Annotated in this window: 20 protein-coding genes and 2 tRNA genes; 10 read left to right on the top strand and 12 right to left on the bottom strand. The window is 58.7% G+C overall.

Annotation, left to right across the window (positions count from 1 at the left end; translation table 11 throughout):
• Positions 1-5 precede the first annotated feature (5 nt).
• Positions 6-1,259 (bottom strand): hypothetical protein, encoded by a 1,254-nt coding sequence (locus JIN78_RS09510; RefSeq protein ID WP_200391728.1) that lies wholly within the window; start codon positions 1,257-1,259, stop codon positions 6-8.
• A 29-nt stretch (positions 1,260-1,288) separates the two neighbouring features.
• On the bottom strand, positions 1,289-1,879 hold the full coding sequence (ruvA, locus tag JIN78_RS09505) for a Holliday junction branch migration protein RuvA (protein WP_200391727.1): 591 nt from the start codon (positions 1,877-1,879) through the stop codon (positions 1,289-1,291).
• Between the two features lie 180 nt (positions 1,880-2,059).
• On the opposite strand from ruvA, the gene JIN78_RS09500 reads away from it, so the two are divergent.
• The 3 genes from JIN78_RS09500 to rpmB all read left to right on the top strand — a co-directional run bounded on the left by JIN78_RS09500 (position 2,060) and on the right by rpmB (position 3,192).
• Positions 2,060-2,362 carry a hypothetical protein gene (locus JIN78_RS09500; RefSeq protein ID WP_200391726.1) on the top strand — a complete coding sequence of 101 codons (303 nt, stop codon included), beginning with the start codon at positions 2,060-2,062 and terminating at the stop codon, positions 2,360-2,362.
• Between the two features lie 84 nt (positions 2,363-2,446).
• On the top strand, positions 2,447-2,821 hold the full coding sequence (locus JIN78_RS09495) for an NADH-quinone oxidoreductase subunit A (RefSeq protein ID WP_200391725.1): 375 nt from the start codon (positions 2,447-2,449) through the stop codon (positions 2,819-2,821).
• A 107-nt stretch (positions 2,822-2,928) separates the two neighbouring features.
• Positions 2,929-3,192 (top strand): 50S ribosomal protein L28, encoded by a 264-nt coding sequence (gene rpmB / locus JIN78_RS09490; RefSeq protein ID WP_200391724.1) that lies wholly within the window; start codon positions 2,929-2,931, stop codon positions 3,190-3,192.
• Positions 3,193-3,271: 79 nt separating this feature from the next.
• Here rpmB and JIN78_RS09485 read toward each other — a convergent pair whose 3' ends face one another.
• Positions 3,272-4,111 carry an ion transporter gene (locus JIN78_RS09485; RefSeq protein ID WP_200391723.1) on the bottom strand — a complete coding sequence of 280 codons (840 nt, stop codon included), beginning with the start codon at positions 4,109-4,111 and terminating at the stop codon, positions 3,272-3,274.
• Between the two features lie 2 nt (positions 4,112-4,113).
• The gene (locus tag JIN78_RS09480; protein ID WP_200391722.1) at positions 4,114-4,740 is read right to left on the bottom strand and encodes a hypothetical protein; all 627 of its coding nucleotides are present in this window, start codon (positions 4,738-4,740) and stop codon (positions 4,114-4,116) included.
• Positions 4,741-4,847: 107 nt separating this feature from the next.
• On the opposite strand from JIN78_RS09480, the gene JIN78_RS09475 reads away from it, so the two are divergent.
• From JIN78_RS09475 to JIN78_RS09455, 5 genes are all read left to right on the top strand, one after another.
• Positions 4,848-5,498, top strand: a complete 651-nt coding sequence (locus JIN78_RS09475) for an SOS response-associated peptidase (RefSeq protein ID WP_200391721.1) — start codon at positions 4,848-4,850, stop codon at positions 5,496-5,498.
• A gap of 69 nt (positions 5,499-5,567) precedes the next feature.
• Positions 5,568-5,649 (top strand) — tRNA-Leu (locus JIN78_RS09470).
• Positions 5,650-5,747: 98 nt separating this feature from the next.
• Complete coding sequence (locus JIN78_RS09465; protein ID WP_200391720.1) at positions 5,748-6,257, top strand: ferritin; 510 nt, start codon at positions 5,748-5,750, stop codon at positions 6,255-6,257.
• Positions 6,258-6,371: 114 nt separating this feature from the next.
• Positions 6,372-7,955, top strand: coding sequence for a glycine--tRNA ligase (locus tag JIN78_RS09460; RefSeq protein ID WP_200391719.1), 1,584 nt, complete (start codon positions 6,372-6,374; stop codon positions 7,953-7,955).
• 21 nt (positions 7,956-7,976) lie between these two features.
• The gene (locus JIN78_RS09455) at positions 7,977-9,038 is read left to right on the top strand and encodes an AAA family ATPase (RefSeq protein WP_200391718.1); all 1,062 of its coding nucleotides are present in this window, start codon (positions 7,977-7,979) and stop codon (positions 9,036-9,038) included.
• 6 nt (positions 9,039-9,044) lie between these two features.
• Here JIN78_RS09455 and JIN78_RS09450 read toward each other — a convergent pair whose 3' ends face one another.
• The 3 genes from JIN78_RS09450 to JIN78_RS09440 form a co-directional block, all read right to left on the bottom strand.
• Positions 9,045-9,512, bottom strand: a complete 468-nt coding sequence (locus JIN78_RS09450; protein WP_200391717.1) for a Dps family protein — start codon at positions 9,510-9,512, stop codon at positions 9,045-9,047.
• A gap of 51 nt (positions 9,513-9,563) precedes the next feature.
• Positions 9,564-10,469, bottom strand: coding sequence for an oxygen-dependent tRNA uridine(34) hydroxylase TrhO (trhO, locus tag JIN78_RS09445; protein ID WP_200391716.1), 906 nt, complete (start codon positions 10,467-10,469; stop codon positions 9,564-9,566).
• A 61-nt stretch (positions 10,470-10,530) separates the two neighbouring features.
• Positions 10,531-11,187 carry a helix-turn-helix transcriptional regulator gene (locus tag JIN78_RS09440; protein WP_200391715.1) on the bottom strand — a complete coding sequence of 219 codons (657 nt, stop codon included), beginning with the start codon at positions 11,185-11,187 and terminating at the stop codon, positions 10,531-10,533.
• Between the two features lie 108 nt (positions 11,188-11,295).
• On the opposite strand from JIN78_RS09440, the gene JIN78_RS09435 reads away from it, so the two are divergent.
• Positions 11,296-12,459, top strand: a complete 1,164-nt coding sequence (locus JIN78_RS09435) for a KamA family radical SAM protein (RefSeq protein ID WP_200391714.1) — start codon at positions 11,296-11,298, stop codon at positions 12,457-12,459.
• 90 nt (positions 12,460-12,549) lie between these two features.
• Here JIN78_RS09435 and argJ read toward each other — a convergent pair whose 3' ends face one another.
• Together argJ and argC are read right to left on the bottom strand one after the other, a co-directional pair.
• Positions 12,550-13,800 (bottom strand): bifunctional glutamate N-acetyltransferase/amino-acid acetyltransferase ArgJ, encoded by a 1,251-nt coding sequence (gene argJ, locus JIN78_RS09430; protein WP_200391713.1) that lies wholly within the window; start codon positions 13,798-13,800, stop codon positions 12,550-12,552.
• A gap of 25 nt (positions 13,801-13,825) precedes the next feature.
• Positions 13,826-14,860 (bottom strand): N-acetyl-gamma-glutamyl-phosphate reductase, encoded by a 1,035-nt coding sequence (argC, locus tag JIN78_RS09425; protein WP_200391712.1) that lies wholly within the window; start codon positions 14,858-14,860, stop codon positions 13,826-13,828.
• 266 nt (positions 14,861-15,126) lie between these two features.
• Between argC and JIN78_RS09420 the strand changes: the two genes are divergently transcribed.
• Positions 15,127-15,203 (top strand) — tRNA-Pro (locus JIN78_RS09420).
• 155 nt (positions 15,204-15,358) lie between these two features.
• On the opposite strand, the gene JIN78_RS09415 is transcribed toward JIN78_RS09420, so the two are convergent.
• The 3 genes from JIN78_RS09415 to glmM all read right to left on the bottom strand — a co-directional run bounded on the left by JIN78_RS09415 (position 15,359) and on the right by glmM (position 20,989).
• On the bottom strand, positions 15,359-18,679 hold the full coding sequence (locus JIN78_RS09415; RefSeq protein ID WP_200391711.1) for a LamG domain-containing protein: 3,321 nt from the start codon (positions 18,677-18,679) through the stop codon (positions 15,359-15,361).
• A gap of 276 nt (positions 18,680-18,955) precedes the next feature.
• Complete coding sequence (locus JIN78_RS09410) at positions 18,956-19,633, bottom strand: DapH/DapD/GlmU-related protein (protein WP_200391710.1); 678 nt, start codon at positions 19,631-19,633, stop codon at positions 18,956-18,958.
• 9 nt (positions 19,634-19,642) lie between these two features.
• The gene (gene glmM, locus JIN78_RS09405) at positions 19,643-20,989 is read right to left on the bottom strand and encodes a phosphoglucosamine mutase (RefSeq protein ID WP_200391709.1); all 1,347 of its coding nucleotides are present in this window, start codon (positions 20,987-20,989) and stop codon (positions 19,643-19,645) included.
• Between the last annotated feature and the right edge of the window lie 262 nt (positions 20,990-21,251).

The raw sequence follows: 21,251 nt of genomic DNA, 5'->3' as shown, positions 1-21,251 counted from the left end.
CAGCCCTACGCCTCCTGCTCCGGTGCCACGGGCACCAGAATAGCGTCCTCCATGCCGTGGATTTTCTTCTTATCCGCAGGCACAATGGTAGCGAGGCATCCTCCCAGGGTCACTCCTTCCGCCGTCACAAAATAGTAGGGACACAGCCGGGCCCGGCCGGACATCACCTCGACCGCTCCGCTTTCGGGATCAAAGTAGGGATGCTCGATAAGCTTCGCTTCCTTGAACTCCTGCATCATCCACGGCTGGGAGTCGCGCTCGGCCACCGCCTTTTTCACCAATCCCGCCCAGCGTTCGCCGGGTTCGTCGTGCCCGATGTGGACCCCACGGCTGCCCCAGGCTTGCGCACTGAAACCCGAGACTTTCAACACCAGGCGCCGCTCCTTCTGGCTAAGGGCCCCCACCTCATCCCAAGAGGGAACCTCCAAGCCGGGAAGAGCGGCGAAGGGAGGCAGCGGGGTAGGATCGGGAACCCAGCCCCGAGGAACCCACTTTTGCAGCAAGCTGAGATGCTTGCCACGCAGCTCCTGTCGCCAGAGCGCCTGCAAGCCGGGAGTGTGCAGCAGAGCGAGCCAGAGCTTTTCCTCGAAATGAGGCTTCAAAGGCGGCGTCAAACCAGTCCTCCCCTCCCCTCCCGCCAAGGCAGGAATATTCTCCCAATCGAAGAGTTCAAAAAAGCGGTAGCCAGCCTCCCCTCGCCAATCCTCAGCCCGGTGGACTGTGACTCCCTCCATGCGCTCCGCCAGCCACTCCATCTCAGGCCGGTAATCGGCAGCCTCCTCGGAGACAAAAATTCGCCGTCCCTCGGGGGAGAGAATCGATTGCAAGCCACTGCTCATGCCCTCCGGACCTCCCAAGGCCTCCGGATAAAGAGAAGCCAACCAGGCCGTCACCCCCATCCCACCGGGCACGGAATCCAGCTCGGAAATGGCAAAGCCCTCATCGGTCAGCATCAGGTCGGGCCGAATTACCTGCGGCACAACCTCGGCCTGCGCCCCGTTCCGCTGCCAGGCCACCAACCAGTCCGGCTTCCCCGCATCCAGCAATTCCGCCAGCCAGGGAGCCACGCGCCCTTTTGCACTGCGGCGGTAGAGCCGGTCCTGGGCTTGCTGAAAAGCCGCCAGAATCGGGCCCATGCGCTCCAGGTCGCGAATCTCCCGCGCGGGCAAACGAAGGGGTTCCGGTGACAACAGCCAGTTCTTGCCGGAGAACAGCCCCTGCTCGGGCCAAGCATCTTGAATTTGTGAAACTGAAAGCATGAATCGTGGGCAGGGCCAGACATTGCACCCTAACTGAGGCCGCGCAAGGCCTCGCGGATCAATTCGTCCACCCCCGCCCCCGCCCGGGCCTTCGCCACCGCCGCCACCGCTTTGCGAGCTTCTGCCTGCTTGTAGCCGAGCGCAATGAGAGCCAATTCAGCATCGCGGGCGGCATTGCCACCCGCGGCCTCCGCCGCATGCCAATTCTCCACCACGCCCACTTTGTCTTTGAGCTCGAGGATAATCCGTTCCGCAGTCTTCTTCCCCAGCCCCTTGATGCGGGAAAGAGCTGCCACGTCCGCCTCCACTACATGACGTTGGAATTCCTCCACCGGCATCCCTGACAAAATCGCCATTGCAATGGAAGGACCAATGCCACTGACCCGCTCGATAAGGAGAAGAAACAAATCGCGCTCCTCATCACTGGCGAAGCCGTAGAGATTGTGCGCATTTTCCCGCACGTAGAGATGGGTTTTCAGGAAAATCTCCTTCCCAATCACTGGATTCAGTCGATCGAAGGTCGAAATCGGAATGTGCACCAGATAGCCCACCCCGGCACAACCCACCGTCAGCCGATTGGGCAGGGCATCCCAAACCTCTCCCTTGAGTGCGGAAATCATAAAAAAATTTAGGCTCAGCCCTCGGGCGAGACCAAGCGACAAGAAGCGCTAAGCCCGATTTTTCGCGTCAGCAAAACAAAAATCGCGATTCTGGGTTTGCCTCTCATTCTACAAAAATTAGGCTGGGGACATTTTTTGAGTCGCTTTTGCCACAAAATTGTTCTATACTTCCCCCCCACTATGGCAACTACGAAACGAACCCGGTTCTCACGTCGACTTCCTGACCACGTTACCGACGAACTTGTCACCGTCCTCTCAGCAGAAAAGAAATTTTTCGGATTCAACGAACTTTTTGAGAAGGTCTTCGACCGCTTGAAAGCTCGCAACGCGGTGAGTGGCGGCGAGGAAATGCTGCGTTTACGCGCTTACGAAAAGTTGCAAAACCTCGTCACTCGCGGCCTCGTTGAAAAGGACGGCAAAGAATACAAAGGGCTCGACAAGGTGATGGATGCGCATAGCGACAACACCGCCAATCAAGCCTAAGTTCACCACTTTCGTGCTGGCACTCTGCCCGCAATCCGTTACAAAACCCGCGTTACCCAACGCGGGTTTTTTGTTTTTCACGCCATGCTTACCGATTACTTCCCCGTTTTTCTGCAGGTTCTTCTCGCTGTCGGATTCGCCGCCATCGCTCTGGTGATGAGTCTCTTTCTGGGCAAGCGGGGAAAAGCCGAGGGAGTAAAAAATGAGGCTTACGAATGCGGCATGCTCCCCGTGGGCGACGGCGCTCCCCGCTTCTCGGTCAAGTTCTACCTCGTGGCCATGCTTTTTGTGATTTTCGATATCGAGGCCGTCTTTAGCTACGTCTGGGCGGTCATCTTCCGCGACCTCATTGCGGAGGGCAACACCATGGTCCTTTGGTCCATGATGACCTTTCTCAGCGTGCTGGCCATCGCCTACCTTTACGCCCTCAAGAAAGGGGCTCTAAGCTGGAAATCCTGAAGGAGCCTCCCTCGAGCCGCACTTTTTTGGCAGGAAATGGTCGAATCTTCTTGACCAGAGGCGCGAAAAGCCCTTTTCTCCCCGCCCCGCAACACGGGGGAAATTTTATGTCTAGAGTTTGTAGCATCCGAGGTTCCAAAGTCCGCGTGGGCCGCCGCATCCACCGTTCTGGTTTGGCAAAGAAAAAGGGCGGTATCGGACGTCACGTCACCCAGGTGAACAAGCGTCTGGTCACTCCCAATTTGCAAACCAAGCGCATTTGGGTTCCCGAGCTTGATAAGTTCGTGAAAGTCAAATTGACCGCCAAAGCCCTCCGCACCGTGAACAAAAACGGTGCTTACGTGACTTTGAAGAAGGCTGGCCTTATCTAAACCCGGTCCTTGGCCAGCAATTTTCCAAGAGACGACCCGCGGGTCGTCTTTTTTTGTGTCTCCGGTTCTTTCGCTCGCTTCAGAAATCGAGCTTCTCACCACACTTCCGGCAGAAATTGGCATCGGGCAAATGGCCACTCGTGCCGCATCCCGGGCAAGCCTCGGTGAAATCCTCTTCCTTCTCCATCGCTCGCGCCACTTCGGTGACAAAGATGCCGGTAGGCACCGCAATGACGGCAAAGCCCGAGAGCGAGACTATCACAGTGAGCACCTTCCCCATCACCGTCACTGGGGTGATGTCACCATACCCCAGCGTGGTCATCGTCACGACCGCCCAGTAAATGCCATCCGGAATACTCGCAAATCCCCCCCCCTCTTCATGCTCGAAGAGATACGCCAGCGTTCCCATGATGGCGGCGAAAGTGGCCATCGCAGTGAGAAAGACCGTGATCTTGGCCCGACTGGCGTAGATGGACCGAGTCAAGAGATTCGCTCCCTGCACATGGCTCACCATCTTGAGAACGCGAAACATCCGGAGCAAACGTAGAATGCGGATGACGAGGAGTGACTGCACCCCGGGCAGAAAAAGAGCGAGATAAGTCGGGAGACAGGAAAGGAAATCGACGATGCCAAAAAAGCTGAAGGCGTAGCGGCGCGGTCGGCGCACGAGCCACAGCCGCAAGCCATACTCCAGCGTGAAGAGCACCGTGAAAATCCACTCCAGGGTATAGAAAAGGCCCCCGTAGTCAGCTCGCAGGGAATCCACACTCTCCAGCATCACCACCAGCACCGAGGCCGCGATGATCCAGAGAAGAGCAACATCAAAAGCCTTGCCGGAAGGAGTCTCGGCCTCGAAAATGATCTCCCACAACCGCTGCTTGAGCCCGCTTTGGCCGGCATCCGGCTCCCACTCTTTCATCGTCAATCCCGGCCCAACTTGCTCTTCACCTCGCCCATGGACATCTGGTTATAGTCCTCTTGATCGATGATCAAAGGCTCGGCCTGCACCCGGCGGCGAACCTCGGTCTCCACATCGCCAGGTCGAGCCAAGCGCCGCCCCGCGCCCTCCCGGGCGGAGCCGGTGCGATAAGCCTCCGTCCCGTAAGTCTGCCCCTGGGAATAGGAAGAACCATCCGCCTCCCGAGCCTGCTTCTGGAGAAACCACTCCTCGTCGTCCCAGCGGCTCCGCTGGCCATCGGCAAAGCTCTTGTGCTCGAAGGCCCGGCTCCCTTGCCACTCTTTCTTGGAATAACGGCTGGCGGCAAACTCTTTGCCCTCCCAGCCTCCGCCGATTGTCGCCAACTCTTTGCCCTCGAAACTACTGCGTTTGGAATCCCCGGTAATTTTCCCGTCCTCATCCAGCACGACATCTTTGCTATAATCAGCAAAGCGCTCACTAAGGGCCGATTGCCCGGACCCTTCATCCAGGGCGAGAACCCGACTGGCCCCCTCCCCCGCAGTAGGAGGTTCGCTCTTGTCTCCACTGCAGGAAACCATCTGAACCAACCCTAGAGCCGTCATCACCCCCAAAACCTGAGCCACTCGCATGGACACGGTCTTATCACAAGACCGGCGGGGGCGAAATGGGAAAAAGATGCTCGCAGGCCTTCTTCTCAAACTTGCCCTCCACCCCAGAGCAGCCATGTTAAGTGACCATGTGTGGCCGCTACACTCTGGAAAGCCAGAAACTCGACTTTGAGAAAGCTCTCGCCCCTCTCTTGGGAGCCGGGCCAGACAGTGAAGACTTCGCTCATTTCTGCCGCCAATCCCACTACAACCTGCCCCCTTCGCAAGCCCTTCCCCTCATTCTCGGCCCCGAGCCCCAAGGCTCCCTCCGGCCATGGGGGACGAAAGTCAAAGTGCGGGGCCAGGAACGCTTCGTAATCAACGCCCGCGCGGAGAGCCTGTGGACCTCACCCCTCTGGCGGTCCGCGGCCTCCAGCCCCAATGGCCGCTGCCTAATCCCGGCCACCGGCTGGTATGAGTGGAGAGCGGAGAACTCCACCCGGTGGCCTTACCTTCTGACTACCGTCGACGAGGGCCCCCTTTTTTTCGGAGGTCTCTACAGCTGTCGCTTGGGTGCTTTTGTCATCATCACCACCGAGGCCGGTCCCGACGTCGCCCCGGTGCATCACCGCCAACCCGTCCTCATTCCACCGAAGGATTGGGGCAAATGGCTGCAGGGAGAACGAGAATCCGGGCAAAAACTCACTCTCCCCAGCCCAGCCGGAACCCTACAGAGCCGCAAACTGGCCAGCACCCTCGTCAACTCGCCCAAAAACCAAGGCCCCGAGGTCTTGGAATAGCAATCAGGCAGATTGAGGGCTCGACGAAACCCTCCTCATCCGCCAAAGTCCCCCGCCCACGCAAAAAATGCCGCCGTGGCGGAATGGTAGACGCTGTGGATTTAAAATCCATTGACCTTTGGTCGTGCGGGTTCGAGTCCCGCCGGCGGTATTTTCAGCAGGCTTCCTCCCACAACGTCCTCACAGCCATTCCTTCTGATTCCGCGCCCCGTCCTTGACTTGGCCCCGCGAGTAGAAAGAGTGGAGGTCATGATCCACGCTGACCTCCAACAGGCTCTTAACGAGCAAATCAACCAGGAATTCACTGCCGCCTACAACTACCTCGGCATGTCCGCCTTCTTCGACGCCGAAAGCCTCGACGGCTTCGCCAAATGGATGCACCTGCAGTATGAGGAAGAGCAATCCCACGCCATGCGCCTGCTCCATTATTTACAGGATCGCGGTGGACAGGTGAAGCTCGCCGCCATCCCCAGCCCCCGCCACAGCTTCGACTCTCCACTGCAGGCATTTCAAGAGTCCCTCGCACAAGAGCAGGCCAACACCACCTCCATCAACAAGCTCTACGAACTGGCCACCGATCTCAACGACCACGCTACCAAGAGCCACCTCCAGTGGTTCCTGGATGAGCAAGTGGAGGAGGAAAAGAGCGTGGAAGACGTGATTGCCCTCTTGGAGCGAGTCGGTTCCGACATTTCAGGATTGCTCTATCTCAATGACAAACTGGGCGCCCGCAAACCGGAAGAAGAGGAAGCGGAATAAACAGCTTCCCCACTGAGTCCTTTGCAAGACGGGAAAGAGCGCTTCGGCCCTTTCCCGTCCTTGCTTTCTCGGGATGGCCCTGCTTCACTCCCGCCCTCAAAACCAAGCAACTTTATGGCAAACAAAGACCAAACTGATCCCGTCCGTATGGAAAAAATCGTTTCCCTTTGCAAACGCAAGGGCTTCATCTTCCAATCCGGCGAACTCTACGGGGGCCTGAACGGTTGCTGGGACATGGGTCCGCTCGGCGCGGAGCTGAAGAAAAACGTCAAAGAGATCTGGTGGCGTCGCAACGTGCAGGAGCGCGATGATGTCGTGGGTATGGATGGCTCGATTTTGACCCACCAAGCCGTTCTCACAGCTTCCGGTCACGTAGGCGGTTTTGCCGATCCGATGGCCGATTGCCTTTTATCCAAAGCCCGCCTTCGGGCTGACCAAATCGAGCCCCAATCCGGCACCGCGTATCACTTCACCGGAGCCAAGCACGAGGAAAGTGGCTGGTCGGTAGAGCGCCCCTACTCGGTGCTTTTGAATCAACCCAATCAGGACGAGAACAAGGCGCGCAAGACTGCTCGCGAATACTACTCCCAGTTTCTTAAGGACAAGCAAATTTCCCCCAAGAAGATCGAGCTTCTAGGCGAAACCACCACCGAGGAGAAGGACGTCACCAACTACAATCCTGAAAACGGCTCCCTCCTCACCGAGCCCCGGGCCTTTGAACTGATGTTCAAGACCCATATGGGAGCGTCCGCCGAGGACAATGACCCCAGCTCGGTCGCCTACCTGCGCCCCGAGACCGCGCAGTCCATCTTCGTGCAATATAAAAACGTGATGGACTCCAGCCGGGTGAAGCTGCCCTTCGGCATCGCCCAAATCGGCAAGTCCTTCCGCAACGAGATCAATCCCCGCAACTTCATCTTCCGCAGCCGCGAGTTCGAACAGATGGAGATCGAGTTCTTCTGTCGTCCCGAGGACGGCCTGCGCCTGACCGACGAGTGGCTGGAAGCCCGCCTGCAATGGTATGAGGAAGTGGGCATTCCCCGCGAGAAGCTCCACATCCTCGACATTCCCGATGGCGAGCGCGCCCACTACTCGCAGAAGACCTACGACATCGAGTATGAGTTCCCCTTCGGCGTGCAGGAGCTCGAAGGGGTGGCCTACCGGGGCGATTACGACCTCGGCAAGCACAAGGAAGCCTCCGGCAAGCCGCTCGAATACTTCGACCCCGAGACCAAGGAAAAGTTCATTCCCCACGTGGTGGAGCCCTCCGCCGGTTGCGACCGCACCGTGCTGGCCCTCATTTGCGAAGCCTTTGACGAAGAAGACCTCACCAAAGAAGGCGGCAAGCCCGACATCCGCACCGTGATGCGCTTCTCGCCCAAGGTGGCACCGGTCAAAGCCGCCGTCTTCCCCCTTCTCAAGAAAAACGAGGAGCAGGTCCGCATCGCGAAAGAGATTCAGCAGGAACTCCGCCAGTGGATGAACGTGGACTACGACGATGGGGGTGCGGTGGGTCGCCGCTACCGCCGCCAAGACGAGATCGGCACGCCCTTCTGCATCACCGTCGACTTCGAGACCCTCGGGGAAGAAGGCGAAGAACTCAAGGATACCGTCACCATCCGCGAGCGCGATTCCATGGAGCAGACCCGCCTCCCCATCGCCGAGGTGCTGCCTTACCTCCTGAAGCGCATTCGCTAACCTCACCCCCGGGCGCGGACGATGTTGCACAGCTTGTCCATCCAAGGCTATCGTTCGCTGCTCGACGTCTCGCTCAAGCTGGCTCCCCTCACCGTGGTGCAGGGGGCCAATGGAGCGGGCAAATCTAATCTCTACAAGGCCCTGCGCCTCTTCTCCGCACTCGCGGAGGGAACCTTCCCACAAGCGATGGCTGCGGAAGGGGGCACGCCGAGCTGCTTCTGGGCCGCCCCCACGCCTGGCCCCCAGGGCCCCAAGACCATCTCGCTGAACGCCCGCACCGCCGCCTTCGACTGGCAGGTCAAGTTCGGCCTCGTGCCCACCACACCGGGCGATCCCACCTTTTTCCGCACCGATCCGGATGTGAAAAAGGAGACGCTGCGCAGCGAGACCGCCACCCACAGCCGGGCGGCCTGGAGCCGCGAGATTTCCCACACCGAGTCCCTTCTCTCCTACATCCGCGATTCCGCGAACTACCCCGAGCTAGCCCAGGCCCGGGAAGACATCCTCTCCTGGCGATTCTACGAAGGGTTCCGCAGCGACGACCATTCTCCTCTCCGCCAGCCCAGCGCCCGCTATTGGTCCCCCGTGCTGCATCCCGATGGCTCCAATCTGGCCGCCGCCCTGCAGACCATCCGCGAGTCCTCCTTCCCCTATCGGCTGGAGGAAATCATCGCGCGAGCCTTTCCCGAACACAAACTGGAGATCGATGGCGAAAACGCTTCCCAGCTGGGCATTCGCTGGTCCCATCCCGACCTCAAGCGTCCTCTGGCGGCGCACGAGCTCTCCGATGGCACGCTACGCTTCCTGGCCCTCACCGCAGCCTTGCTCGCGCCCCAGCCCCCGAGCTTGCTCGTGCTCAATGAACCGGAGAACAGTCTCAATCCTTCCCTCTTTCCCGCCTTGGAACAGTTGATCGAATGGGCCAACGAGGCCTCCCAGGTCCTCGTCATCACCCACTCCGAAGCCCTCGCCACCCACTTGCAGGAACAAAAAAACGCCCTTCATCACCAGTTGGTGTTGAAGGACGGAGCGACCCGCCTGGCTCAGGATGCCGAAGCCAGACGGGTGTGGAATTTTGATTAAAAAGGCCTACTTGAGATAGGACCTCAGCATCCAGAGGGTCTTTTCGTGAACCCGGATGCGCTCGATGAAGAGGTCTTCGGTCTCCGCATCACCCGCCTCGCCGGAAATCTCACGGCCCTTTTTGGCATTGGCTACGAGCAATTCGTGATATTCCACGAGATTTGCCACATAGTCTTTGGCCGGGAGGCGACGCTCCATCGCGCCCACTTTGCTCATCTTGGCCAACATATCGAGTCCGCCCGGGGCATAAGCTTCGAGGGTGCGCAAATGCTCGGCGATGTCGTCCACGGCGGTGAAGAGTTCTTCATATTGTCCTTGGAAGGCGACGTGAAGCTGAAAGAAATCAGGTCCTTCCACATTCCAATGGGCCAAGTGAGTCTGCGCCATCAAGGCATAGGTATCGGCAATCAAAGTCTCGAGAGCAGTCACGATCTCTGCTCCCTTTTCAGTATTTACAGTTGTGGTTGCTGGCATGGTAGCAAACTGAACCCATTCCTCGTTTCCGCAAGGAGAGATTGATAAAAATCACTCTCCCGTGACCGCCAGATGGGTGGAGATCACCGCTTCTTTGCAGACCGGATCACAATAGCCCTCGTGCTCTCTTTCACAATCCGGACAGCAAAAGTGGCGCTCGTTGCAACGGCTATAGGTGCAGTTGATCTGAATATCGCAAGGCTCGCCACACCAATGGCACCGGGCGATCACCTTGGCCCCCGCAGTGCGGTTGACCTCGACCCCGATGCGCTCATCAAAGACGTAGCATTTGCCCTCGAAGCCTTCTCCACGCGCTTCTTCATCCTTGCCGTAAGTGACAATGCCGCCGTGGAGTTGATAGACTTGGTCGAAGCCCTCCCGCTTGAGGAAGCCGCTGAACTTTTCACAGCGAATCCCCCCCGTGCAGTAGGTCATGATCTTCTTCCCCGCCAACTCCTCACGGTGTTCACGCACCCAGCCGGGGAGGTCACGGAAGCTCGGCACATCGGGCAAAAGGGCCCCTTCGAAGCGGCCCATTTCCCATTCGTAATCATTGCGGGCATCGATGAGGACGACGTCATCCCGCTTCATCATCTTCTTCCACTCCCCCGGGTTGAGATAGTCCCCGGTGACCTCGCGGGGCGAAAAATCCTCCTCTCCCAAGCCCAAGGTCACCACCTCCGAGCGAGCCTTAACCGAGAGGCGGGGAAAGACATGGTCCTCCGCCGGATCGACTTTCCATTCCATCCCAGCGGTCAAGGGATGCTCGTCCATAACCCGTTGATATTCCTTCGTCGCCTCCTCCGGACCGGAGACCGTGCCGTTGATGCCCTCGCGAGCCACCAGGATGCGCCCGCGCAGTCCCAAGGTTTGGCAGAGGTCGTATTGCCATTGGCGGTAGCCCTCGACGTCCTCGATTTCGGTGTAGAAATAGTAGAGGAGAATGCGGAAATTCATGGGCGGGGTGTGGCAAAGAAAAAGAGCAAGCGGAAGTCTGAATTACAAGCAGGGAGCGCCCTCACAAGCTGGTGAGGAGATAGATCACCCGCTCACCGGCCTTGCCCAGTTGCCGCTTTTCAGCGGAGACCCTGGTGGCGAGGAGTTCCTCCATCAAGCGCACCTCGTAGGCCCGAGCCCGGGGATACTCGGCAAAGAGGGCGCTGAGAGGATTGTGAAACTCTTCCACGCGCAAACCTTCCCCCGGTTGATAATGAATCCGGGCCGAGGCCCCATGGCTCTCCCACAAATCCACGTAACGGGTGCAGCGTTCGACGAGAGACTTGCCCACCGCGATGCGTGGATGCCATTCCTCGGCCCGCTTTTGAAAAAAACGAAAGAGCAGCTTCTCCGGAGCATTATCCCCAAACTGCTCACCCACAGCGTTCATAAACTCCAATGTGAGCTCGACTCCCGCCTGCGGAAATAGAGGTTCCGCTGCCGCAGTGAGACGATAGAGTTTTTCCGGACGCCCGACTCCCACTTGTGAACGCGGCACCCGCCAGCATTTCAGATAGCCCTGCCCTTCCAGCTCGTCGCAATGCTGCTTGACCCCCATGTAGCTTTTGCCCAATTGGCGGGCCAAATCCGAGATCGGCAACCCCTCGGACTTCTTGAGCGCCTCTAGGATTTCCACCCGGGTAGGGCGGGCAATATCACGCACGGCTTGCGAAAACATGGCCAGAATCTACTCCGGGACGGGACGAGAACCAAAAGCCCTTCGGGTCATCTCCTGCTCCGTTCTTTGACATCACCGCGCGACGACCTAGAATAGACCAACTCGCACATGACCCACGACCCGATTTACCAGCGCGAAATCCAATTCCGCAGTCCAGCACCCGGCCGTTTTCCGGAGGTTTCGCCCGACGACTGGAACTCCCACCTCTGGCAGTTGAAAAATTCCATCAAGACCCTGCCACAGTTGGAAAAGCACCTCACCTTGGCGGAAGAAGAACGCGCGGGCATGCTGCTCACCGGGACCAAGCTCGCGACTTCCATCACTCCGCACTTTTTCAATCTCGTCCACGAAAGCGACCCCGACGATCCCATTCGTCGCCAAGTCGTCCCGCGCATCGAAGAATCTCTCACCGATCCCAGCGAGATGTCGGACCCCTGCGGTGAAGACTCCCACATGCCGGTGCCTGGGCTGGTGCACCGCTACCCGGACCGCGTCCTTTTCCTCGTCACCGACCGCTGTGCCTCCTACTGCCGCTACTGCACCCGCTCGCGGGTGGTCTCGGGCGTCTCCGACCAAAAGCTAGAGACCCAGTGGGAAGCGGCCTTCCAGTATCTGGAACGCACCCCCCAGGTGCGCGACGTGCTCCTCTCCGGCGGAGATCCCCTCCTCCTCTCCGACAACCGACTGGACAAAATTCTCACCCGCCTGCGCCAGATTCCGCACATCCAGTTTGTGCGCATCGGCTCCCGCATCCCCGTCTTCCTCCCCCAACGCATCACCCCGGAGCTCTGCGCCATGCTGGAGAAACACCACCCCCTTTTCATCTCCATCCACTGTAACCACCCCCGCGAGCTCACCAGTGAGGTCCGCGATGGCTTAGCCCGCCTGAGTAAGGCTGGCATCCAGCTCGGCAACCAGTCCGTGCTCCTCAAGGGCGTGAATGACAGCCTCCCGGTGCACGCCGCCCTCCTCCACAAGTTGCTCATGTGCCGCGTGAAGCCCTACTACCTCTACCAATGCGACCTCATCCAGGGCTCGTCCCACCTGCGCACCTCGGTGCAGACCGGTCTGGACCTCATCGAGAAATTGCGTGGCCACACCACCGGCTACGCCCTGCCCCAATATGTTCTCGATGCCCCCGGTGGCGGTGGCAAGATCCCTCTCAACCCGAACTACGTGGTCTCCCGTAGCCCGGAGGAGGTCGTCCTGCGCAACTACGAGGGCAAGAAGTTTGTCTACCCGGAAGTCAGCGGCAAGCTCGCGGAACTCTAGGGCCCGGCCTCCTCCCGCCCCGGCCACGAGCCCTCCCTTCGCCCGACTTCTCGAAAAGATCGTGAGCGGGGTCGCCTTTGCTCCCTGAACCTACTCGACCAGCCCCTCTTTGCGGGCTTGGTTCCAGTAGGCGTATTCGTTGCGGTTAAAGTCGATATATTCCGGAGAGAGATCGGAGGTGTAGATGGTGTATTCCGACTGCCCGAGGTTCAGGTCAATGGTGATCTTGAAGCGGTCCCGCTTGGCAATGGCCCGGATCTGATCCAGCGAAGTCTCTGCCACCAGACCGCCAATGCAGGCCGGCAAATCCTCGTAATAAATATCGATCAACTCCTCGCGAATGGGCGCGCGGGAGTAACCCACGGCATGAATGACCCGTCCCCAGTTCGGGTCCTCCCCGTTCCAGGAGGCCTTCACCAACTGCGACTTGGCCACCGCTTCGGCCACCTTCTTGGCATCCAGATAGGTGCGCGCGTTCTTGACTTCCACCGTGACAAACTTGGTCACCCGCTCGCCATCGCGCACAATTTCCTTGGCCAGATTGGTCAATACATACTCCAGGGCATCAGTGAACTGCCGGCTGGCCTTGGACTCGCGTTCGATGCACTTGTTGCCCGCCGCCCCATTGGCCAGCACGAGCACGGTATCATTGGTCGACATATCGCCATCGATGGTGATGCGATTGAAGGATGCTTCCACGGCCTCCAGGAGAGAACGGTCCAGGCAATCGCGGCTGATGGCCGCATCGGTGGTCACAAAGCACAACATCGTCGCCATGGAGGGGCAGATCATGCCCGCCCCCTTCACACAAGCGCCAATGGTGATGGTCTTGCCTCCGATTTCGGTCGTGACGGCCAGCTCTTTGTGGCGGGTGTCGGAGGTCATTATGGCCTTCGCAACATCCGTGCCGCGATTCGCAGAAAGAGTTTTCACCAAGTCCTCCCCGTGGGGCAAAATGCGCTCCATGGGCAAGGGCAAGCCTATCACTCCAGTCGAGCAGACCCCGACCTCGCGACGCCGGATATGGAGCGGCTTGGCCACGCTCTTGGCCATCGCCCGGGCGTCCTCCACCCCTTTTACCCCCGTGCAAGCATTGGCGTTGCCAGAGTTAGCGATAATGGCGCGGATCTCGTTGTTGCGGAGGTGGGCTTGCGAGACCCTCACCGGTGCCGCTTTCACCCGGTTGATGGTAAAGGTTCCGGCAGAAGTGCAGGGCCGTTCAGAGTAGACCAGGGTCAAATCGAGCCGCTTGGCATCGGGGTTCTTGATGCCAGCGGAAACCGCACTGGCGAGAAATCCAGTAGGAGCACACACTCCACCGTTCACTGTATCGTAAGGCATGGGGATAATTGAATTCAAGGGGGGGTTAGAGATTGAGGAGACCGGCCGTAGCGGGCAAGCCATGCAGCAGATTGAATGCCTGCAGGGCTTGGCCAGAGGCTCCTTTGGTCAGATTGTCTTCCGCCGAAGTCACCACCACCCGGTTGGTGCGGGCATCGTGGTGCCAGCCAAAGTCGACAAAATTAGTCCGGGTCACATGGGCCGTATCGGCCGCTCCCCCTTCACCCAGCAGGCGGACAAAGGCTTCCTCACCGTAGGCCGACTCGTAGACCGCGCTGAGTTCGCTGAAATCAGCCCGCAAGGTCGCCGTGATGGTGGAGTGAATCCCCCGCGTCACCGGAACGAGATGAGGTGTGAAAGTGATGGTCACCCTTTCGCCCGCAGCCAAGGAAAGCTCTTGCTCAATCTCAGACAAATGCCGGTGCTTGGGGAGCCCGTAAGCCCGTAGAGACTCGTTCACTTCGGCAAAAATCAAAGGCAACGCCGCCTTACGACCAGCCCCGGAAACCCCGCTGAGCGAGGAAACCACAATCGAGTCCGGGGCAATCAAACCCGCCCGCAAAAGAGGAACCAGGGGAAGAATGATGGAGGTGGGATAGCAGCCCGGCGAAGCAACCAACTGCGCGGCTTTGATCTCCTCGCGATAAAGTTCCGGCATCCCATAGACCGCCTTGGGCAGCAATTGAGGCGCGGGGTGAGGACCATAGAATTCCTCATAAACGGAAAGTTCGTTCAAGCGAAAGTCCGCCGACAAATCAATGACCCGCAGTCCTTTCTCCAAAAGAGGAAGGGCGTAATCGGCCGCCTTGCCATGGGGAAGAGCGAGAAACGCCGTCTGAGCCCCCGAGGCCACCACCGCGTCCATATCCGGCTCGATAAAGGGCAAATCCGCGCCGGGGAGCCCAGTGAAGCGGGGCAAAACGGAAGAAAGAGGCTGGCCCGCGTTGCTACGGGAGGTGATCGCGGTCAGCTCCACCGCCGGATGAGCGAGCAGCAGGCGCAAGAGTTCAATACCAGTGTAGCCAGAGGCCCCGAGGACCGCAGTTTTGATTTTTTCCATAGCAAGAGGCTGTCGAAAGAGCCCTCAGCCTGCCAGAGCCCGCCCTCCTTGTCAGCCAAGACTTGTGAAAAGTAGCCCCTAAATCGCCCCACCCCTTTCGCCCCGAAAAAGCCAACGAGCGACCCTCTTTGCCTACCTTCTCGCAAACCTCCCACAGTCAATCGCTTGCCCCTCTCGCCGCAATTCCTCCGACTTTTTTCTCAAAAAAGTTGCATTCCCTGCTTGCCAAAGGAGCGGGTGCTGGGGTAAATCCGCCGTCCACCAGTCGGGATGTGGCGCAGTTTGGTAGCGCGCTTCGCTGGGGGTGAAGAGGCCGCAGGTTCGAATCCTGTCATCCCGACCACTTTCTCTTTTTCACCACCCCCATTTCGGCCGAGGGCCCGTTTTTTCCCCTTTGAGCCCTCTTTCCCAAAGACCTCAAGGCAGAAAAAACGCTCTGCCGAATCCAATCGACAGAGCGTGCTCGTTTCTAGAGTCAAACGGACTCCACTGACCACCCTAAGGCTGTTTGGTCAGTTTGAAGCCATTGATACCGAAGATAGCGCGATGCACTTGGTCCGTGCTTAAGGGCACGAAGCGAATCACCACCTCGTCCGAACCACTGGCCACGAAGGTGGTCGTGTAGGTCGAAGGCAAATCCGCCGGATCGATGCTACCGGGATTACCCGGTCCATCATAAGTCTGAGGCGCAGCCGGAGTTCCTCCACTCAAGCCATCAGTCATGGTGACAACCTCACTCAATGAACCGAAAGTCGTTCCCCCGTCTGCAGAAATTTCGACCTGAAAATCAGTCCATGCATTCTCCACATCATGGTGGAAAGACTGCCATTGGTAAGTGCCCGCAGGAAGCCCCTCAATGACCAGCTCCATGCGGGTGGGGGTGCCCGTGGTGCCGTCGTAGACACCGTTCCCACCATTTTCAACCCGGGTGTCGATGCCCAGGAAGTCCCGCAAGAGCAGCCTGGTATCCCCCCGCCAAGTATTCGCTTGGTCATCGGAGCGCCCAATCATTTGCTTCACCCGGACATCTGTGGTGTCCGGCCAGAAGGGTGTGATCTCCACCAGATTCTCAGGACCAAAGGCCGTGTATTGGCCGGTGACCAGAGTGCTGTCCGTCTCATGATTCGCCATGTAGGAGGAGAAGCCCGGCTGGTTGTGCGTCGCGGGAGCAGTTTCAGGAAAGAGATCCCCGGGGCTCGCATCTCCCCCACCGGCTTGATTGGAGTTGAAATCAATCCAAAGCGCCATGGCCGCATCGGCCTGCGGGAAGGACGCGGCATCGTCCGGATCCGAGCCGGCGGCCACTTCCACCGAATTGGAAAAACCATCGCCATCAGGATCGGGACCGGAATCGGCATCGACCAAGGAAGAGCCCCCTTGGGCCTCGTGCCCGTCGGAGAAGCCATCGCCGTCGCTATCCGTCACGGTCGGATTCGAGCCATAAGTGTTGACTTCCTCGCCATCAGTGAGGCCGTCGCCATCAGTGTCGGCCACGAAGGGGCTCGGACCCGGCACGGTCAATCCCCGCTGCACGCGGAAAAAGGCTTTGCTAGCGCCAGCTAAATTCCCCGCCAGCACCTGCTCGAAAGGCGGAGTGACATCAGTTCCCAGGGTCTCCGGAAAGCCTTGCAAGTCCAGGCTCCCCACCACATTGGCACCGACCGCCGGATTCCAATCCAACGAAATGGAGCCCGCTTCCGCATCATGCGAGAATGAGGTCACTTCCAGACCAGCCCCCGCCTCGGTTTCCGCGACCAGAGGTTCCAAATCATCAGTGAGCCCATCGCCATCGGTGTCATTGCTGTTCGGATCCAAACGCAGGAGAACCTCGGTCAAATCGGACACCCCGTCGGCATCCTGGTCCGCACCCGGCGAAAAGTCCGAGACCGTGATGTCGCCAAAGAAGCGCACCTCTTCCGAATCCGGCACACCATCATTGTCCGAATCAACCGTTTCTTCCAATTCGAAGCCATTGATTCCAAACACAAAGCGGAATCCCGATTCTTGATAAGGCTGGAAGTCCAACACCACGGGATCCGTGCCATTGGAGCGAATCAGCTGCACCACCGTCGAGCGCAATTCCGCAGGATCGCTCTCAGCCGGAGGATTCACCCGATTCGTTCCTTGCCCGGAAGTCATCCGGAAAATAGCGGGAAGTGTTTCCCCCGTCGAATCAGCATCGGTCACGGCGATCCGGAAAGGAGTGGCTTCATCCAGAATATCATGATGATAAGTCCGCAAGAGGTAATCTCCGGCGGGAATTCCCTCCAAGGCCAAGCGCAACGTAGTCGGAGCAAAGCCTCCATTGCCTCCGTTCTCAATGCGGGTATCGGCCCCGAGGTAGTCCCTCATCAAATCCGGCTTGCTCCCCGCGTAGTTCCCCAGATTGGCGCTCCGATCGATCAACTGCTTGGCAGTCGCCACCAAGGGGTCCACCAGGTCCGGGAAACTCACCGAGAGCGCAATCTCAACCTCATTTCCGTAAAAGGTCGCGGAGTAAGTTTCCCCCAAGCGATCCACCCCATCAAGAGAACCCAACTCGGGATCGGAATCCTGCGAGTTCACCTCATGGCGGGCAAAATAAGGCTGATAGAGTGGCTCGTGCACGGAAGAAGGCTCATTACTGACAAGTGAAAAATCGACCTGCAGATTGGGCACCTGGGGGAAGTCACTTTCATCAGTTGGCGAGGTCCCCGCAGTGAGTTCCTCACTATCCGTCACCAAATCGCCATCGGTATCGGCAAGCAAAGGATCGGTGCCGGCCACGCCGTTGACCTCCTCCCCGTCGGTGAGACCATCGCCATCAGTGTCGGCCAGGAGGGGATCCGTTCCCTCGAACAATTCCTCGCTAGTAGTCAGGCCATCATCGTCGAAATCAGCCCCGGCATTGTCCACCGTCGGGTCGTAACCAGCAGCCAGGTAGTCAGCCGCAAGCTCCTCGTCATCAAAGAGGCCATCACCATCGGTATCCTCGTTATTGGGGTCAGTGATGAAGCCGTCCGCCCCGGCCACAATCTCTTCCCCGTCCGGAATGGTATCAAAGTCACTATCCGCATTCTCCGGGTCGGTGGCATCTCCAGGAGGACCGGTCGGAGAACCGCTCGCCCAAGGATTCAGCGCTCCGCTCGTCTCGTCGGCATTGCTAATGCCGTCTCCGTCGAGGTCACGGGAAAAATCGAAAGCAGGACCGTCTGCATACAGCGCATCAACATCAGCTTGCTCCAGCTGATGGTTATAAAAACGAACATCATCGACCGCGCCGGCAAAGGTCCGGTTGGCCACCTTCTGCTCCGCGCCCACAATCCAGTCGTTGCTGAAGGTATACGAATCCTCTGCCGTCGCCAGACTCTGCACATCAGCCTGCAAAACCCCATTCACATAAAGCCTAAGCTCACCCTGTGCGGTGAAGGTGGTCACCAGGTGCTGCCACGTCCCGGTGGGAGCGCCCGCATCACTCGCAGCATCCAGTCGCGCCGCGCCCACCCCATCATCGCCATCGTCCAAGTCCGTGCGCCAGCCTTTGTGGATGGTGAAATACTCCGCCGTTCCGCTGCCGGATTCCCCCATCCCAACCACTCCCGCTTCAGTGTTGGTGAAATTCGTAGCCTTGACCCAGATGGAAATGGAACCAGCGGTGAAGACAGTCTGGGTCGGCACGATCGAGATCCAATCATCGACCCCGTCGAACTGGAGAGCTCCCTTCGCATTCCCGTTGAGGTCCTCCACCGGAACAGGATCGCCAGCAATGACCCCATCAGCTCCGAAACTGGCGACCGCATCGCCATCCAGATTCGACGACCAGATCAATTCCGCCGACAAGGGCCCACTGATGGAAAGAAGAGCGGCCAAACAACACGCCAGACTGCGGGACGGGCCTCCTCCCGGCCCGCTGGGAAACTCTTTTCGTTCAAAAGTCTCTGCCTCCCAGGAGGGCAAGGCAGAGCTGCACTTGGATTTTGGGTTTTTTCTCATGGTTTTCGGATCGACTTTCCGATCGATCATTTCAAGAAATCCCAAGTTTCAATCAACAAGTCAAGCTAGAGAATAAAACCAATATTTCCACCTCAATTACACATTGAAAACGAGTAGGTTTCTTCATTTATCCCGAGAGACCACTTCTCCTGGCAAGGTGGCGACCCCGGGACCCAATTTGCGGCCGGGGTAGAGGCTGGTGTGAATCCCGGTATGAACGCCGTCCCCAAAGATGGCCCCGAACTTTCGCCGTCCGGTCTCCACCAACTCGCCCGCCACCAGCGAACGATGGTTCGCGCCATCATGCCGGAGATTGGAGGTGATCGTTCCCGCTCCCAGATTGACCTCATTGCCCAGAACACTATCGCCCAGATAGCTCAGGTGACCGGCGTTACTCCCGTGGCCCACGATGGTGTTTTTCAGCTCCACCGCTTGGCCAATGTGACAACCATCGCCGATGGAAATCGGGCCCCGCAGGTAGCAATTGGGACCAATCTTACAGTTCTTGCCAATGATGACCAATCCTTCCACATAGACTCCGGGCAACACTTTGGTGCCCTCGCCGACAAGGAGCTGGGCCCCCACCGCCAGCTGGGCCGAAGTGAATTCTTCTCCCTTCTTCCGGCTTTCCCACTGCTGGCGCAGCAATTTCTCATGCCAATCCAGCAACTGCCAGGGATACTGAATCCCGGCGAGCTCGGCCTCGTTCACCACCCCTTCATCCACCCATTGGGAGAGGGTCTTGCCCGCCACGGGCAGATTCTCCAACGCATCACACAGCGGCCACAGAGTTTCTTTCATCGCTTTTAATCAGGCTCCTATTTCGTTTTTCACCAAAGTCACCAACTTCTCGCACCACTGGTCCACCACTTCTTTTTCGCGCGCCTCCACCATCACCCGCATCAGCTTTTCGGTGCCCGAGTAGCGCACCAGCACGCGCCCGCTGTCCGCCATCTCGGCCTCCGCCTCGGCAATGAGCTCTCCCAGGCCACGAATCTCTGCCACCGGCGGCTTGTCGGTGACCGCGACATTAACCAATTTTTGAGGAAAGATCGACATGCAATCGGCCAGCTCGGCCAGGGTCTTGCCCGTCGCCTTCATCTCGGCGAGAACTTGCAAGGCCCCCATGATGCCATCGCCAGTGGTGGCATGATCGGCAAAGATAAGGTGCCCGGAATTCTCGCCACCGAGGCAGAACCCTTTCTCGCGCATCCGCTCCAGGACATTGCGATCACCCACCGAAGTGGTTTCCAAAGCAATGCCCTCCTGCGCGAGAGCCTCCTTGAGCCCGAGATTGGACATCACCGTGGCGACCAAGGTATTTCCCGCCAACTGTCCCCGGCGTTTGAGCGAGAGGGCTGCCAGACAAAGCAGACGATCGCCGTGGACCACCTTGCCCTGGCCATCGATGAGCACGAGCCGATCGGCGTCGCCATCGAGACACACCCCCAGATCCGCTCCCGTCTCGCGCACCCGCTGAGCGGCGTGCTCCGGATGCAGTGCCCCGCAATTGGCATTGATATTGCGCCCGTCGGGATGAACACCCAGAGGAATCACCTCCGCGCCCAGTTCATCGAAAATCAAGGGGCCCACGAAATAGCCCGCCCCATGAGCACAATCGACCACAATCTTGAGCCCTTCCAAGGTGGTGGTGCCAATCGCACTTTTGGCGAACTCGATGTAGCGCCCCGGAGCGTCGTCGATGCGGAACGCCTTCCCCACCTCCGTGCCCGGAATGGGCTGCTGCAGGCTCTCTCCCGCCACCAGCGACTCGATGGTCTCCTCCAGCTCGTCATTGAGCTTGAAACCATCGGGTCCGAAAATCTTGATTCCATTATCCATGAACGGATTATGAGAAGCAGTGAGCATAATCCCGGCATCACAAGCCATCGATTTGGTCAGATGCGCCACTGCTGGCGTCGGCAAAGGTCCCGTCAACAACACCCGCGCCCCTTCGCTCACCAAGCCCGAGGTCAGCGCCGTCTCCAGCATGTAGCCGGAAATGCGCGTGTCCTTGCCGATAACAACCTTGTGTCGGCCGGGTTTCTGCGCCTCCAAGGCGCGTGCGATGGCCCGGCCCACCCGCAAAGCGAGCTCGGGAGTAATGGGGAATTCGTTTGCCGTGCCTCGGATGCCGTCGGTGCCAAATAACTTCATTTCGTTGGCCCAGTGCTATAACGGCTTGGTCCCGGCGGGTCACGACCGAATTGAGCACCTCCGTTACCACTCCTCCGACCTTCTTCCGTCGCAGAGCCGCTGGGACCCAGAGATTCACAGAGTTCTTCCTTTCTCAAAAAACTCCACGTTCCTCCCTGTCTTTGCGCCTCTGCGTCAAAAATAAGACGCCCTCCGCCCTTCTTCCGTCGCAGAGCCGCTGAGACCCAGAGATTCACAGAGTTCTTCCTTTCTCAAAAAACTC

It is taken from the genome of Roseibacillus ishigakijimensis, from assembly GCF_016595415.1.
Lineage (GTDB): Bacteria > Verrucomicrobiota > Verrucomicrobiia > Verrucomicrobiales > Akkermansiaceae > Roseibacillus > Roseibacillus ishigakijimensis.
Note: the sequence above shows the minus strand (reverse complement) of the source record. Positions and strands in the feature narration are given on the sequence as shown.